The sequence below is a fragment of the Pseudoxanthomonas sp. 3HH-4 genome (assembly GCF_006716465.1).
In the GTDB taxonomy this organism is placed as follows: Bacteria; Pseudomonadota; Gammaproteobacteria; order Xanthomonadales; family Xanthomonadaceae; genus Pseudoxanthomonas_A.
In genome coordinates, this window is record NZ_VFPB01000004.1 from 179,427 (window position 1) to 194,737 (window position 15,311).

Genomic DNA, 15,311 nt, shown 5'->3' on the forward strand with positions numbered 1-15,311 from the left:
TCCAGCCGTGCGGTCGCGACTTACGTCGCTCCTACAACGGCAATGCTGTTGCTGCGCCATAATCTCCCGGTCTTCCGGCTGGAGTCGCCATGCGCGCTTCGTTGATCGCCCTCGTCCTGGCACTGCTGACGGTCCCCGCCCATGCACTGCCGCCGCCCTGCAACTGGGGACAGGTGTACGAGGATCGCAACGGCAACGGCGCCCGCGATGCGGGGGAACCGGGCTTGCCGGGCATCAAAGTGTCCAACGGCATCGACATCGCGATCACGGATGCGCGGGGCGAATACAGCCTCGGCTACGTGGACGGGCGCACGCTCTTCATCATCAAACCGGCTGGCTACGATCTGGCGGTGCGACCGGACGGCTTGCCGGCCCGCTGGCGCAACCTGCAGTACCACGCCGGGCCAACGCTGAAGTACGGCGGCATACCGCAGCGCCAGCCCGACTGCACGCACTTCGGGCTTCGTCCGCAGGCAGCGACGAAGGACGGCGCACTCGACGTACTGCTGTTCGCCGACAGCCAGACGTCTTCGGCGAAGGACGTGGACTACTACTGGCGCGACATCGTGCAGCCGCTGGTCGGCAGGCACGGCGCCGCGCTGGGCCTGACCCTGGGCGACGTGACCAACGACGACCTGTCGCTCTACCCGCAGATACTGCGCACGACGATGAGCCTGCAGGTGCCATGGCTGTTCATTCCGGGCAACCACGACCTCGACTTCGATGCCGCCGGCGATGAGGATTCGCTGCGCACGTTCCGCCATCACCTTGGGCCGGACACGTTCGCCTGGGAGGAAGAGGCGGCGACGTTCATCGGCCTGGATGACGTGATCTACCAGCCAGGTCAGACGCCGTCGTACTTCGGCGGGCTGCGCGCGGACCAGTTCGCCTTCCTGCAGGCCTACCTGCCGACGGTGCGCAAGGACCGGCTTCTGGTGATCGGCGTGCACATCCCGTTCTACGAGCCGGGAGCACGCGGCTTCCGTCGGGAAGATCGCGAGCGCCTCTTCGCGATGTTGAAGGATTTCCCGCACGTGCTGCTGCTCAGTGGGCATACCCATACCCAGCGACACTGGTACCACGACGCTTCCTCCGGTTGGCACGGCCTCCGGCCGCTGCATGAGTACAACGTCGGCGCGACTTGCGGCGCCTACTGGTCGGGTGTCAAGGATGCCGACGGCATTCCCGACACGACGATGGCCGACGGTACGCCCAATGGCTACGCGCGGTTGCGCGTGCACGCGGGCGGCGAGTACGCGCTGTCGTGGCATCCGGCGCGCGGTGCGGACGACAGCGGCATCGGCCTGCACGCGCCGCGTGTGCTGCGCAAGGGCGCGTATCCGGCGTGGGGCGTGTTCGCCAATGTCTACATGGGGGATGCGGAGACCCGTGTGGAATACCGCGTCGACGGCGGCGAGTGGAGGCCGATGAAGCGGGTCGAACAACCCGATCCGCGCCTGCTGCTGGAGAACATGCGCGACGACACGGCTGATGCCTTGCGTGGCTATGACCGATCGCCGGAAGCCGAAGCTTCCCAGCACCTGTGGCGCGGCGCGCTGCCCACTGACCTGGTTGAAGGCGAGCATGCGGTCGAGGTGCGCGCCTTCGACCGCTGGCGTGGCGAACAATCGGCCCGCACGTCGTATCGCCTGCAGGTGGGAGAGCCCTGATCATGGCCGCGACGGAACTTCCCATCGAGCACTTCGTGGACGCCGCCGCGTGGGAGCACTGGCTGGAGCGCCATGCCACGTCCGAAGGCGTGTGGCTCAGGATCGCGAAGAAGGACTCGGGCATTGCGTCGGTGAGCTATGCGGAAGCGCTTGACGTGGCGCTGTGCCATGGCTGGATCGATGGGCAGAAGAAGGGTTTCGACGCGCAGTGCTTCCTGCAGCGTTTCACGCCGCGTCGTTCGCGCAGCACGTGGTCCAAGATCAACGTCGCCAAGATCGAGGTACTGGTCGCGGCAGGACGGATGCGGCCGGCGGGCATGCGCGAAGTCGAGGCGGCCAAGGCCGATGGTCGCTGGGATGCGGCCTACGACGGCGCCAGATCGATGGACGTGCCGGCCGAACTCGCCCAGGCGTTGGCGAAGAATCGCAAGGCCAAGGCCTTCTTCGACGCACTCGACAGGACCAACCGGTATGCCGTGTGTTGGCGCGTGCAGACCGCTGTGAAGCTCGAAACGAAACGGGCGCGGGTGGAGAAACTGGTCGCTATGCTGGCGCGCGGTGAGAAGATCCACGCCTGACGCCTTGAACGAAAACGCCTCCCGATGGGAGGCGTTCCATGTCCTTGCGGGCGAGCGGAGGCTGGCGGGCGAGGCATGCGTGGCTGGCTGGCGTTGGCTGGCTTGCGACGTGCGCGCAGTCTAGGGAAACACATCCCGACATGCGGAAACGCGAATCGCTCTCATCAACGCGAACGGCTCGCATGCACGCTGAGCCACGCACCGATCATGAGCAATGCGATCGCCACGGCTTGTATCCAATGCGCCTGCGCGCGCCCCGACGCCACCAGCAGCAAGGTCGACAGCAATGGCGCCAGATAGGACAGACTGCCCAGCAAGGCGATATCGCCGCGCTTGGTGCCGTGGTCCCACATCCAGAACGCGGCACCCACCGGGCCGATGCCCATGAGCACCAGCACGGCCCACTGGCTTGCGGTGGGAGTGATCGTCTCCTCGCCCAGCAGGTGCGCGATGGCGCCCAGCACCGCGACGCCCGTGCAGGCCACGGTGATCGCCGCGCTGGGCACCTCGGCGTGGCGTCGGTTGAGTACCGAATACAGTGACCAGATCAACGCCGCGCCCAACGCGGCAACATAGCCGGGGACATGCAATGGCTCGATCTGCAGGCTGCGCCCGCGGGTCACCAGCAGTACCGCCGCGATCAGGCCCAGGCCGGTGCCCAGCCACTGGCCGGGACGCACGGAGACACCACCGAACAGGCCTGCGAACACCACGATCAGCAGCGGCCACAGGTAGTTGAGCAGATTGGCTTCCACGGCCGGTGCGCGCTTCAGCGCGATGAAGTAGAGCGCGTGATAGCCGAACAGGGCGAGCGTGGACAGCGCGAATGCGGGCAGCGGCTGGCGCAGTTCGCGCCAACCTGCGCTGCCGCGCACGCCTGCGCGCAGAAGTCCCAGTACGGCGGCGATGCCGAAGCCGATGGCCAGCACCTGGAAAGGCGGCAGGTTGCCCGTCGCCGTCGTCAACAATGCCAGCGACGCCCACAGCAGGATCGCGACCAGCCCCGCCAGGGTGGCACGGCGCTGCGAAGCGGTGTCGATCACGCGATGGGCAGCTCGATGTCAGCGAAGGAGTCGACACGCACGTGGCCACGTGCCGCGTCGCCTTCGCGCGGCGTGGGGTAGTCGTCCAGCCGGTCGATCAGGCACGTCTGCAGGCCGGCATCGCGCGCGGCATCCAGTTCTTCCACGACGTCGGACAGGAACAGGATGTCCCCGGGTGGCACACCGATGCGATCGGCGATGGCCCGGTAACTGGCTGCCTCGCGCTTGCCGCCCATTTCGGTATCGAACCAGCCCGAGAACATCGGCGACAGGTCGCCAGCGTCACTGTGACCGAAGAACAGTTTCTGTGCCGGCACCGAACCGGATGAATAGACGTAGAGCGGGTAACCCTGTGCATGCCAGTTGCGCAACGCGGGTGCGGCATCGGGGTAGATGTGGGCGGTGAAATCCGCATCGCGGTAGCCGGCTTCCCAGACCAGGCCCTGCAGTGCCTTCAGCGCGGTGTGCTTGCGATCCTGGTCGATCCAGCCCTGCAGCGTTTCCACGATGACGTCATCGCTGCAGATGCTGCCGTGCTCGGTGGCCACGACATCCAGCCAGCGACGCACCTCCGGGTCGTCGCCGTGCTCGCGCACGAAGCCGGGCAGGGCGCGGCGCGCGTACGGGAACAGCACGTCCTTCACGAACGAGATGCTGCTGGTGGTGCCTTCGATGTCGGTGAGGATGGCGGAAACGGGCATGGCGATCTTCAAGGTTGCTGTAGAGCGGAGCTCGCTCCTCTGCTGGTGTTCGGGGCACGGTCGTGCAGCCGGGCAAGCCCGGGCCGCATGATCGATCAATGCCCGTCGGTCAGGCCTTCGTAGCGTGGGAACTGCTGCGCCAAAGTAGTGCCGGTGAAGTGGCCGACCCAGCCGTCCGGTTCGGTGAAGAAGCGGATCGCGACGAAACTCGGCTCCGGCCCCATGTCGAACCAGTGCAGCGTGCTGTCGGGCACGCCGATCAGGTCGTCCTGCACGCATTCGATTTCATAGACCTTGTCGCCCACGTGCAGCGTGAACAGGCCCGAGCCCGCGACAAAGAAGCGCACCTCGTCTTCCTTGTGGTAGTGCTCGTCCAGGAACTTGGCGCGCATCGCCTCGCGCTGCGGGTTGTCCGGCGCGATGCTGACGACGTCGACGGTCTTGAAGCCGCGCTCGGCGACCAGCCGGTCGATGTCGGCGCGGTAGGCGTCGATCACGTCTTCCGGCGGCGCGCCGGGTTCGATCGCCTTGGTCGCCTTCCAGCGTTCGAAGGTCACGCCGAGCTTCTTCAGCTCGGTGGCGATGAAGTCGGGATCGTAACTGGCGAACTCCGGCGTGGCCGGGTCGGATTCGCTGAAGATGCGCAGACGGCTCATGGCGGTATGGCGTGAGGCGACGGGGTGGGGCCGCTAGGGTACCAGACCGGTCCGCGTGGCCTGGTGGGAAACGGAACGCCCGGATAACCGCCGGGTATCAGCGGCGGCAGCCCAGCTTGCGCAGCTCCAGTTCGGCCGCGAACAGGAACTCGAACGCCTCCAGGTGGCGGCGGGCCTCGGCCATCGTGCGGCCCCAGGCGTAGAGGCCGTGTCCGTCGATCAGGTAGCCCCACAGCGGCTGGTTGTCGAGCAGCGCGTCCACCTGGGCGGCCAGCGTGGGCATGTCCTGGGTGTTGGCGAACACAGGCACGTCGATGGCCATCTCGTGCGTGCTGTTGCCGTGGAAGGCCTTCAGCAGTTCGAAGCCTTCCAGGCGGACGTGCCCGGCGCCGGCGAACAGCCGCGACGCCACCGTCTGCACCAGCGAATGCGTGTGCAGCACGCAGCCGATCTCGGGGTAGCGGCGGTACAACTGCGTATGCAGCAGCGTCTCGGCTGATGGGCGGTGGTCGCTGCCGACGGCCTTGCCCTCGAAGTCCACTACCATGATGTCCGCCTCCACCAGCCGACCCTTGTCGCGGCCGGAGACGGTGATGGCGGCATGCCGTTCGTCCAGGCGCTGCGAGAAGTTGCTGCTGGTGGCCGGCGTCCAGCCCAGCTGCGACAGCTCGCGCACGTTGGAGATGATGGACTGCGCGCGGTCGCGCAGCAGGTCGGCGTCGTAGGGCAGGGCGTTCATGCCGCGCATTCTAGCGGAACCGCCTTGCCGGTCCTGCACGTGGATTGATCCTGCTCAATGCGCGCGTCGGTCCGATGTCCAAGACTGCAGACTTCTTCCCGCAGGTGCCCAGCCAGATGAGCCACGATGCCTCCCGCCGCCGTTTCCTGACCACCACCCTGACCGCCGCCGCCGTGGCGCCCTTGGCCTGGCACGCGATGCGCGCCGATGCCGCCGCGCCCGCCACCCTCCCCAAGCTGGCAGCCGACAATCCGACCGCCAAGGCGCTGGCCTACAGCGAGAATGCCGCGACCGTGAAGCACCCCAAGCACAAGGCGGGCGACCACTGCGCCAACTGCAATTTCTTCAAGGCGCCTGCCACGCAGGCCTATGGTCCGTGCACGCTGTTTCCAAAGAACTCGGTGGCCGCAAAGGGCTGGTGCAGTGCCTGGGCCAAGAAACCCTGACCCCGTGTGCATCCGGTGTGCAGAAAAAAAGCGCGGCAGGGCCGCGCTTTTTTAATGCTGCCACCGATGCAGGTAGGTTCAGCGCTGGCCGCGCAGGCGGCTGTGGCGATATCCGTACAGGAAATAGATCAGGAAACCCACTGCGGTCCAGACCGCCATCAGCATCCAGTTGTGGGCCGTCATCGCCGACAGCAAGGCCATGCAGCTCAGCACGCCGAGCGAGCAGATCAGCCAGGCGGCGGGAATGCGGAACGGACGCGGGAGGTCGGGCTGGGTACGGCGCAGGACCAGCACGCCGATGCAGACCGAGGCGAAGGCGATCAGCGTGCCCATCGAGGTCAGTTCGCCCAGCACATCGAGCGGGAACAGCGCCGCCAGAAGGGCGATGCCGATGCCGGTGATCACGGTGTTGATGTGCGGCGTGCGGTATTCGGGGTGGATCTTGGTGAACACCGGCGGCAGCAGGCCGTCGCGACCCATGATCATGAAGATGCGCGGTTGGCCGATGATCATCACCAGCACCACCGAGGACAGGCCGATCAGGGCGCCGATCTCCACCGTGACCCGCAGCCAGCCCAGTTCCGGATGGGCCGCAACCGCAGTCACGACAGGTTCGGCCGTGCCCAGGGCCGTGTAGGGCACCAGGCCCGTCATCACCGCCGCCATGGCGATGTACAGCACGGTGCAGATGGCCAGCGAGGCCAGCATGCCGACGGGAAGATCCTTCTGCGGGCGATGCGATTCCTGCGCCGCCACCGAGACCGCCTCGAAGCCGATGTAGGCGAAGAACACCATCGCCGCGCCGCGCAACACGCCATCCCAGCCGAACTTGCCGGGGCCTTCGTTGGCGGGGATGAAGGGCTGCCAGTTGGAAGGGTCGACGTACTTCCAGCCGGCGATGATGACCAGCACGATCAGGCCGGTCTTCAGCACCACCATCGCCATGTTCATGGCCGACGACTTGCGGATGCCCACGTAGCACAACCAGGTCAGCAGCAGCACGATGACGGCGGCCGGGACGTTGGCGATGGCACCGGTCGGGCGAAGCTGCGCATCCAGTGGTGCGCTGACGAACGCCTTGGGCAGGAAGATGTCGAAGTGTTCGAGCAGGCTGAGGAAATAGCCGGTCCAGCTGACCGCGACCGCCGACGCTGACACGCCGTACTCGAGGACCAGCATCCACCCGATGAACCACGCGGTGAGTTCGCCCAGCGTGGCGTAAGTGTAGGTGTAGGCGCTGCCGGAGACCGGCACCATCGCAGCGAACTCCGCGTAGGCCAGCGCGCAGAAGGTGCAGCAGATCGCCGCCAGTACGAACGACAGCATGATCGCCGGCCCGGCGTGGTTGGCCGCCGCCTGTCCGGTGATGACGAAGATACCGCCACCGATCACTGCACCGATGCCGAGCGCGGTCAGACCCCAGGGGCCAAGCGTACGGCGCAGGCTGAGCCCTTCGGCTTCTTGATGGGCGGCATGGGGGTGCTTGGTGGCGAGGAGCTGTCGGAGCATCGTGCGTGTTCCTGGAACGGGTTCGATGAGGTCAACCAAAAAGGCCGGCGGTGCGTCCGCCGGCCTTGAAGGGGATCAGGCCTTCTGCCTGAGTTTGCTGTTCCGGAAGCCGTAGGCGAAATAGATCAGCTGGCCCAGCACGGTCCAGGCCACGAAGATCTGCCAGTGCTCCATGAACGACTGCAGGAACAGGAACAGGCAGGCGAGCACGCCCACCGGGCAGATCAGCCAGAACATCGGCACGCGGAACGGCCGGTTGAGGTCAGGACGGGTGAAGCGCAGCACCAGCACGCCGAGGCACACCGTGGCGAAGGCCAGCAGCGTCCCCATCGACACCAGTTCGCCGAGCACGCTGAGTGGCATGAAGCCGGCGAGCAGGCAGGCCAGCACGCCGACGATGATCGTGCCGACGTAGGGCGTATGGAACTTCGGATGCACCTTGCCGAACAGGCGTGGCAGCAGTCCGTCCCGGGACATCGAATAGAAGATGCGCGGCTGTGCCATCAGCATGACCAGGATCACCGACGACAGGCCGGCAATGGCGCCGATCTCCACCGCGGTCTTGAGCCAGCCCACGCTGGCCCCGGGATCGGCCTTGAGGACCTCTTCCAGTGCCGTGGCCACCGGCTTGGCGGTGCCCAGCAGGGTGTAGTGGGTCATGCCGGTCAGCACCGCGCAGACAGCGATGTAGATGACGGTGCAGATGGCCAGCGAGCCGAGGATGCCCTTGGGCATGTCGCGTTGCGGGTTCTTGGCTTCGCCGGCGGCGGTGGAGACCGCGTCGAAGCCGATGTAAGCGAAGAACACGATGGTCGCCGCGCGGAACACGCCGTCCATGCCGAACTGGCCGGGGCCGGTGTTCTCGGGAATGAAAGGAGTCCAGTTCGCCGGGTCGATGTACTGGATGCCAAAGCCGAGGAAGGCCGCGATCACGACCACCTTGATCGCGACGATGATCGAGTTGACGAAGGCGGACTGGGTGATGCCGACGTAGCACAGGCCACTGACCGCAGCGACGATCAGCACCGCAGGCAGGTTGATGATGCCTGCGGTGGCGACGAATCCGCCATTGGCCCACGTGATCGGCGCTGTCGCCAACTGCTCGGGAAAGGGCACGCCCAACGTGCCGGTGAGGAAGCTCACCAGGTAGCCCGACCAGCCCACCGCGACGGTGGACGATGCGAACAGGTATTCCAGCACCAAGCACCAGCCGATGAACCAGGCCACGGCCTCGCCCAGGGTGGCGTAGGAGTACGAATACGCGCTGCCGGACACCGGCATCATCGAGGCGAACTCGGCGTAGCAGAGGCCGGCCATGGCGCAGGCGAAGCCCGCAATCACGAAGCTCAGCATGATGGCGGGGCCGGCGTGGTTGGCGGCGGCCTGGCCGGTCAGCACGAAGATGCCTGCACCGATGACTGCGCCCACGCCCAGCAGCACGAGGTGTTTGGCGGTCAGGGTCCGCTTCAGACTGCTTTCGCCGTCCAGGCTGCCTTCGAAAGGTTCACCGGCATCGATATGTCCTGCCGGTGCGACCGGCTTGACCCTGAACAGAGCTTTGAGCATTCGCAGCGTCCCCTTGCAAGACTGGATGCCGGCGGAAAGACCCGCCAGGCGGTGGCAACTGTCATGGGGAGGCGCCCCCACGGAAGGCCGTACCTTGCCAAAGCGAGCGGGGGATCACAAGCGCGGTTGCAGCATGCCGGGCGATAATCACGACACCACCGACCTGCCCGCAAGGAAAAAACACGCCGTGTCAGTCGCTTACACTGCCCTTCGCGCACATCTGGCCGATTACGGACACCGCTGGCCCGACGAACAGGCGGTGGTCGCGCAGTTTCTCGAGCTGCTGGACGATCCGGCCAACCCGCTGCTCCGCGAGCGCCTGGAAGGGCATCTCACGGGCGGCGCCTGGCTGGTCAGCGCCGATGGCCAACGCACGCTGCTGACCCACCACCGCAAGCTGGGCCGATGGCTGCAACTGGGCGGCCATGCCGACGGTGACGAGGACATGGCGCGCGTGGCACTGAAGGAAGCCGAGGAAGAATCCGGGCTGTCCGACCTGTCCGTGGAAGGCGGCATCTTCGACCTTGACCGCCACTGGATTCCCGAACGCAAGGACGTGCCGGGCCACTGGCACTACGACATACGTTACGTGGTGCGTGCCAACGGCAGCGAGGATTACGTGGTCAGCGAGGAGTCGCTGGACCTGGCGTGGCGCGAGATCGCACCCATCGCCGATGAGACCGACGAGTCCCTCAGCCGCATGGCCCGCAAATGGCTGGCGTGCAACACGGCGTAGGGTAGGCCCTGGCCCACCGCACCGCGGATATCAATACAGGACGCGCACCCGCAACGTGCCGTCGATCGCTGCCATCGCATCGCGCAGGCTGGCCGTCTGTTCCTCATCGGCGGTGACGTCGATGACCACGTAGCCGACTTTCGGGTCGGTACGCAGGAACTGGCCGTCGATGTTGATGCCGCGGTCGCGGAAGATGTCGTTGATCTGCGACAGCACGCCCGGCACGTTGCGATGGATGTGCAGGATGCGACGGCTGCCTTCGTGGCCGGGCAGGGTGACTTCGGGGAAGTTCACCGCCGACAGCGTGCTGCCGTTGTCGCTGTAGCGCACCAGCTTGGCAGCCACTTCCACGCCGATATTGTCCTGCGCCTCCAGCGTGCTGCCGCCCACGTGCGGGGTCAGGATCACGTTGTCCAGCCCGCGCAACGGCGACTCGAAGGCATCCGCATTGCCCTTGGGTTCCACCGGGAACACGTCCACCGCCGCACCGCCGACCTTGCCGGATTTCAGCGCCTCCGCCAGCGCGTCGATGTCCACCACCGTGCCGCGCGACGCGTTGATCAGGTGTGCGCCTGGCTTCATCCGGGCGATCTGCGCCGCGCCGAACATGTCTTTCGTCGCGGCCGTCTCGGGCACGTGCAGCGTGACCACGTCGCTGAGCTCCAGCAGGTCGTCCAGGCTGACGGCGGCGCGTGCGTTGCCCAGCGACAGCTTGGTCTCGATGTCGTGGAAGAGCACCTGCATGCCCAGCGATTCGGCCAGCACGCCCACTTGGGTGCCGATATGGCCGTAACCGATGATGCCCAGTGTCTTGCCGCGCACCTCATGACTGCCGGCAGCGGATTTGCTCCAGCCACCGCGGTGGCATTCGGCGTTCTTCTGCGGGATGCCGCGCATCAGCAGGATGGCCTGCGCAATGACCAGTTCCGCCACGCTGCGGGTGTTCGAATAAGGGGCGTTGAATACCGGAATGCCGGCCAGTTCCGCCGCGTCCAGGTCCACTTGGTTGGTGCCGATGCAGAAGCAGCCGACGGCGATCAGACGGCGTGCCTGGGCCAGCACATCATCGGTCAGGTGGCTGCGCGAGCGGATGCCGACGATGTGCGCCTCGGCGATGCGGCGCTTCAGTTCGTCTTCCGGCAGCGACTTCTCGTGGTACTCGATCTGCGTATAGCCCGCCGCGCGGAACGTCTCCACGGCGGTCTGGCTGACCCCTTCCAGCAACAGCACGCGGATGTCCTGCTTCGGGTACGAGGTCTTCTTGATCGACATTGCCGGAAAGGTCGCAGCGGAGGGGGAAGGGGCGTCACTATGCCAGATGGAGCGTTGGGATGGTGCGGTGCGGAACGGAAAGCTTGGTTGCTGTTTTCCGGCTTGGTTGCCGCTGAAACGAAGCGCGTGATCGGCTGGACGCCGCAGGGCATCACTGGCACGCTGGGCGCCCCCTGAAGTCCTGTCAGAGCAATGACCGATCCGCGCCTGGAAGCCCTGCTGCACGCCGTTCCGGCGCTGCGCCTGAAAACCGATCCCGCCGACCTCGAACACTATGGCCGCGACTGGACCCGGCGCTGGACGCCGGCACCGTTGGCGATTGCGTTGCCTGCCACGGTCGAGGACGTGCAGGCCGTCGTGCGTTGGGCGAACGGGCATCACGTGGCCATCGTGCCCTCGGGCGGACGTACCGGCCTGTCCGGTGGCGCAGTGGCTGCGAACGGCGAACTCGTGCTCAGCCTGGAGCGCATGAACCAGGCATTGGACTTCAATGCCGTCGACCGCACGCTGACGGTGCAGGCCGGCATGCCACTGGAGGCCGTGCACAACGCCGCGCGCGAGCATGGCCTGGTGTACCCGGTGGATTTCGCCTCGCGGGGCTCGTGCGCCATCGCCGGCACCATCGCGACCAACGCGGGCGGCATCCGCGTGATCCGTTACGGCAATACGCGCGAATGGATCGCCGGCCTGAAGGTGGTCACCGGCGCCGGCGACGTGCTGGAGCTCAACAAGGCGCTGATCAAGAACTCCAGCGGCTACGACCTGCGCCATCTGTTCATCGGGTCGGAGGGCACGCTGGGCGTGGTGGTGGAAGCCACCGTGCGCCTGACCGATCCGCCGCCGCCGACGAACGTCATGCTGCTGGCGCTGCCGTCGTTCGATGTGCTGATGCAGGTGTTCGCCGCGTTCCGCGAGCGGCTGCAACTGGAAGCTTTCGAATTCTTCACCGACCGCGCGCTGCAGCATGTGCTGGCGCATGGCGCGCAGAAGCCGTTCGATGAGGTGCATCCGTATTACGTGGTCACCGAGTTCGCGATCGGTGACGAGGCGAGGGAAGCCGCGGCAATGGCGGCCTTCGAGGCCTGTATGGAGCAGGGCTGGGTCAGCGATGGCGTGATCAGCCAGTCCGATGCCCAGGCCGCACAGCTGTGGCGCCTGCGCGAAGGCATCACCGAAGCGCTGGCCCGCTACGTGCCGTACAAGAACGACGTGTCGGTGCGCATTTCCGCCATGCCGGCGTTCCTGGCCGAGACCCAGGCCCTGCTGGGCGAGGCGTACCCGCAGTTCGATGTGGTGTGGTTCGGCCATATCGGCGACGGCAACCTGCACATCAACGTGCTGAAGCCCGACGGCATGGAGAACGCGGAGTTCGTCACCCAGTGCGAGCAGGTCACCACGCTGCTGGCGGCCTCGCTGAAGCGCCACCACGGCAGCATCTCGGCCGAGCACGGCATCGGCCTGGTGAAGAAAGGATATCTGGAGAGCACGCGCAGCGCCGAAGAGATCTCGGTAATGCGAGGCATCAAGCGCGTACTGGATCCGAACGGCCTGATGAACCCGGGCAAGCTGTTCGACACGTGACGCGGATTCATCCAGTCATCGCTGATTGCAGGTAGTCTTGGCGCGCCGCGATGCGCGCGGTATCCGTTCATTCCCTGGAAGTGTCCATGCACCGAATTTTCCTGGCTGGCGTCTTGCTGGCGTTCTCCGTCCCGGCGCTGGCCGGCAGCTTCGCCGGCAGTTCCGCCGGTGCTTCCTCGGCAGGCTCATCCGCCTCGTCCGACAGCTCGTCCGGCGATGACAAGATCGTCGTGCAGGCGCGCGAGGACGCCGCCAGTTTTGTCGCCAGCAACGGCCGCATCCGTGGCGCGCAACTCGAGGCCGCGCTGCGCCACCTGCGCGAGAAGGACGAAGCCGCACGCAAGGCCAGCGACATGCAGTTGGCGCAGGCCATCCTGGCCCGCTGATGCCCCCGCGTCGGCCCCGCGGCCGGCGCTTCGTCGCGCTGCTCGCATGGGCCTGGCTGGGACCGGCGACCGCGCTCGACATCGACTCCGCGCGTCTCGGCCCCGATGACATCGTCGCGACGCAAGCGCTGGTCGACGATGTTCTGCCGCGCCTGCCGCAGGTATGGCGTGACGGATTGCCGTCCGATCTCGTCCTGCAATGGCGCGACGATCTTCCCGCGCATGTGGCCGGTCGACGGGTCGGTGATCGCATCCTGTTGCCGCGCCACCTGTTGCAGGCATGGCAGGCGCGCGATGGCATGCCGGCGGACGATGCTTCGTTGCGCGCCGTCCGTCGCGCGCTGGTGCACGAACTGGCTCACAGCTATGACCGGGCGCAGCGCGACATCCTGTCCGACGATCCGCGCCTGCGAGATCTCGCGGGATGGCAGCGCAGCGTGTTCTCCATCGCGGGGCGTCGTTCGCGCAACGATTTCGCCGCACGGGTGCCTGATCCGTACGAGTTGGAGCGTCCGTCCGAATTCGTGGCGGTGAACCTCGAGCATTTCGTGCTCGATGCCACCTACGGCTGCCGGCGCCCGGCCCTGCATCGTCACTTTGCGATGCACTTCCGGATGCCGATGACGACGGAGGCATGCGCGCCCGGATTGCCGTTCCTGGATGTGGATGCCGAGGCCGGCGATGCCTCGCTGCTCGCGCTGGATCCGTCGCGCATCTACGCGGTCGACTATCTGCTGGCGGAGGGCAACACGCAGGCGATGAGCCGCTGGGGCCACAGCATGTTGCGATTGGTGGTCTGCGCGCCTGGTCGCGCACCGGGGCCCGAGTGCCGCTTCGACCTGGCCCATCATCGCGTGCTGTCGTTCCGCGCGTTCGTGGGCGACGTGCAGATCTCCGGGTGGCGCGGCCTGACCGGCTCGTATCCGTCGCGCCTGTTCCTGCTGCCGCTGGACCAGGTGATCGAGGAGTACACCCGGGTGGAACTGCGCGGGCTGCAGTCCATTCCGCTGCAGCTCGATCAGGGTGAAATCGCGTCCCTGGTCGAGCGGGCCGCCCAGCTTCACTGGAGCTATGACGGACGCTACTACTTCATCAGCAACAACTGCGCGGTGGAGACCTGGAAGCTGCTGCACGACAGCGTGCCACGACTGGCCCGGAAGCCGCTCGCCAGCATCACGCCCACGGGACTGCTGAAGAAGCTGGAGCGTCGCGGCATCGCCGATACCCGCGTGCTGGACGACGCAGGGCAGGCGCGACGACTCGGTTACTACTTCGAGCCGATGAGCGCGCGTTATGACGCCCTGTTCTCCGTGGCGCGCGAGGCGCTCGCGCTGCCGCAGCAGGACGTGCACGCCTGGCTGGCGCTGTCGCCTGCGGAACGCGCCACATGGCTGCCACAGGCCGACCTGCGTGCGAGCGCGGCGCTGCTGGTGCTGGAGAATGCGGCGCTCCGTCGCCAGCAACTGCTGCTGCGCGACGAACTGAAGCGACGCTACCTGGGCCGCGATGCGCCAGCCGATATCGCGCAGGCGCTGCAGGCGTTGCGCACATGGCTGGGCGATACCGGTTTCGCCAGTCGTCCCTCCGAACTGCTGCCGGAGGGCTATGGCCTTCCGCAGGCAGATGAGCGCGCGATCGCTGCGGAGGAAGCAAGAAGCCGCGCGGCACGCTTGCGCGAGCAGGATGGCGTGCTTCGCAGCGAACTGGAGCGATGGCTGCCTGCCGACCAGCGCAAGGTCCTGCAGGACATCGAAACAAATCTGGGAACGATCGGCGCGCGCCTGCGCACACTGCATGCGACAGGCGCGTCTTGACCGCGGGCCTCAGTCGGCGCGACCGCCGAACTCGCCCGTCGTCGTGTTGACCAGGATGCGCTCGCCGTTGGTGATGTACTCCGGCACCATGATCTCGATGCCGGTGTTGAGCTTGGCCGGCTTCGGGCGCTTGGTGGCCGTACCGCCCTTCAGCTCCGGCGGCGTCTCCACCACTTCCAGCGTCACGTGTTGCGGCAGCTGCAGCGCGACCGGCAGTTCGTCGATGACCTGCACATAGCAGCCGGTCAGGCCTTCGGTGATGTAGCCGGCATCATCGCCGATGACGTTGGCATCCAGCGTGTAGGGCGTGTAGTCCTCGTCGTCGAGGAAGACGAACGCATCGCCATCCATGTACGAGAACGTCGCCTGACGGCGCAGCAGTTCGACTTCCGGCAGGTTGTCATCGGCGTCGAAGCTGGCATCCAGTTTGTTGCCGCCCGGTACGCTGTACATGATGAAGCGGAAGCGCACGTTGCCGCCGCGGCCCTGCGGCGAGCTGCGCTCGATGTCGCGGATCTGGTACACGCCGCCGTTGTGTTCGACGACGTTGCCCTTCTTGATGTCGAAAGCTTTCATGGTGGTGATTTGCGATTGGTGATGGGTGATGGGGTGAG

15 protein-coding genes are annotated in these 15,311 nt (G+C 66.4%); 7 read left to right on the plus strand and 8 right to left on the minus strand.

Features of this window, described 5'->3' with window-relative positions; translation table 11 throughout:
- Positions 1 to 89 precede the first annotated feature (89 nt).
- Both FB548_RS13005 and FB548_RS13010 read left to right on the plus strand, forming a co-directional pair.
- Complete coding sequence (locus FB548_RS13005; RefSeq protein ID WP_142125211.1) at positions 90 to 1,670, plus strand: calcineurin-like phosphoesterase family protein; 1,581 nt, start codon at positions 90 to 92, stop codon at positions 1,668 to 1,670.
- 2 nt (positions 1,671 to 1,672) lie between these two features.
- Positions 1,673 to 2,248: a YdeI/OmpD-associated family protein gene (locus FB548_RS13010; protein ID WP_142125212.1), complete on the plus strand. Its 576-nt coding sequence runs from the start codon at positions 1,673 to 1,675 to the stop codon at positions 2,246 to 2,248.
- 164 nt (positions 2,249 to 2,412) lie between these two features.
- On the opposite strand, the gene FB548_RS13015 is transcribed toward FB548_RS13010, so the two are convergent.
- The 4 genes from FB548_RS13015 to FB548_RS13030 all read right to left on the minus strand — a co-directional run bounded on the left by FB548_RS13015 (position 2,413) and on the right by FB548_RS13030 (position 5,387).
- Positions 2,413 to 3,291 carry an EamA family transporter gene (locus FB548_RS13015; RefSeq protein ID WP_221625960.1) on the minus strand — a complete coding sequence of 293 codons (879 nt, stop codon included), beginning with the start codon at positions 3,289 to 3,291 and terminating at the stop codon, positions 2,413 to 2,415.
- Positions 3,288 to 3,992, minus strand: a complete 705-nt coding sequence (mtnC, locus tag FB548_RS13020; RefSeq protein ID WP_142125213.1) for an acireductone synthase — start codon at positions 3,990 to 3,992, stop codon at positions 3,288 to 3,290. The genes FB548_RS13015 and mtnC overlap by 4 nt, the downstream gene beginning before the upstream one ends.
- Positions 3,993 to 4,087: 95 nt before the next feature.
- Complete coding sequence (locus FB548_RS13025; protein ID WP_142125214.1) at positions 4,088 to 4,648, minus strand: acireductone dioxygenase; 561 nt, start codon at positions 4,646 to 4,648, stop codon at positions 4,088 to 4,090.
- A 97-nt stretch (positions 4,649 to 4,745) separates the two neighbouring features.
- Entirely contained in the window at positions 4,746 to 5,387 is a 642-nt protein-coding gene (locus FB548_RS13030) for a methylthioribulose 1-phosphate dehydratase (protein ID WP_142125215.1), read from the minus strand.
- A gap of 74 nt (positions 5,388 to 5,461) precedes the next feature.
- Here FB548_RS13030 and FB548_RS13035 point away from each other — a divergent pair, with 74 nt between their 5' ends.
- Positions 5,462 to 5,833, plus strand: coding sequence for a high-potential iron-sulfur protein (locus FB548_RS13035; RefSeq protein WP_255470550.1), 372 nt, complete (start codon positions 5,462 to 5,464; stop codon positions 5,831 to 5,833).
- A gap of 78 nt (positions 5,834 to 5,911) precedes the next feature.
- Here FB548_RS13035 and FB548_RS13040 read toward each other — a convergent pair whose 3' ends face one another.
- Both FB548_RS13040 and FB548_RS13045 read right to left on the minus strand, forming a co-directional pair.
- Positions 5,912 to 7,342, minus strand: a complete 1,431-nt coding sequence (locus FB548_RS13040) for an amino acid permease (RefSeq protein WP_142125216.1) — start codon at positions 7,340 to 7,342, stop codon at positions 5,912 to 5,914.
- 75 nt (positions 7,343 to 7,417) lie between these two features.
- Positions 7,418 to 8,908, minus strand: coding sequence for an amino acid permease (locus FB548_RS13045; protein WP_142125217.1), 1,491 nt, complete (start codon positions 8,906 to 8,908; stop codon positions 7,418 to 7,420).
- Between the two features lie 187 nt (positions 8,909 to 9,095).
- On the opposite strand from FB548_RS13045, the gene FB548_RS13050 reads away from it, so the two are divergent.
- Positions 9,096 to 9,644, plus strand: coding sequence for an NUDIX hydrolase (locus tag FB548_RS13050; RefSeq protein ID WP_255470552.1), 549 nt, complete (start codon positions 9,096 to 9,098; stop codon positions 9,642 to 9,644).
- 30 nt (positions 9,645 to 9,674) lie between these two features.
- On the opposite strand, the gene serA is transcribed toward FB548_RS13050, so the two are convergent.
- Positions 9,675 to 10,916, minus strand: coding sequence for a phosphoglycerate dehydrogenase (gene serA / locus FB548_RS13055; protein WP_142125218.1), 1,242 nt, complete (start codon positions 10,914 to 10,916; stop codon positions 9,675 to 9,677).
- 192 nt (positions 10,917 to 11,108) lie between these two features.
- On the opposite strand from serA, the gene FB548_RS13060 reads away from it, so the two are divergent.
- The 3 genes from FB548_RS13060 to FB548_RS13070 all read left to right on the plus strand — a co-directional run bounded on the left by FB548_RS13060 (position 11,109) and on the right by FB548_RS13070 (position 14,697).
- Positions 11,109 to 12,497: an FAD-binding oxidoreductase gene (locus FB548_RS13060; protein WP_142125219.1), complete on the plus strand. Its 1,389-nt coding sequence runs from the start codon at positions 11,109 to 11,111 to the stop codon at positions 12,495 to 12,497.
- Between the two features lie 86 nt (positions 12,498 to 12,583).
- Positions 12,584 to 12,883: a DUF2388 domain-containing protein gene (locus tag FB548_RS13065; protein WP_142125220.1), complete on the plus strand. Its 300-nt coding sequence runs from the start codon at positions 12,584 to 12,586 to the stop codon at positions 12,881 to 12,883.
- Positions 12,883 to 14,697 carry a DUF4105 domain-containing protein gene (locus FB548_RS13070; RefSeq protein ID WP_142125221.1) on the plus strand — a complete coding sequence of 605 codons (1,815 nt, stop codon included), beginning with the start codon at positions 12,883 to 12,885 and terminating at the stop codon, positions 14,695 to 14,697. The genes FB548_RS13065 and FB548_RS13070 overlap by 1 nt, the downstream gene beginning before the upstream one ends.
- 9 nt (positions 14,698 to 14,706) lie before the next feature.
- On the opposite strand, the gene yeiP is transcribed toward FB548_RS13070, so the two are convergent.
- The gene (yeiP, locus tag FB548_RS13075) at positions 14,707 to 15,273 is read right to left on the minus strand and encodes an elongation factor P-like protein YeiP (RefSeq protein ID WP_142125222.1); all 567 of its coding nucleotides are present in this window, start codon (positions 15,271 to 15,273) and stop codon (positions 14,707 to 14,709) included.
- Positions 15,274 to 15,311 lie beyond the last annotated feature (38 nt).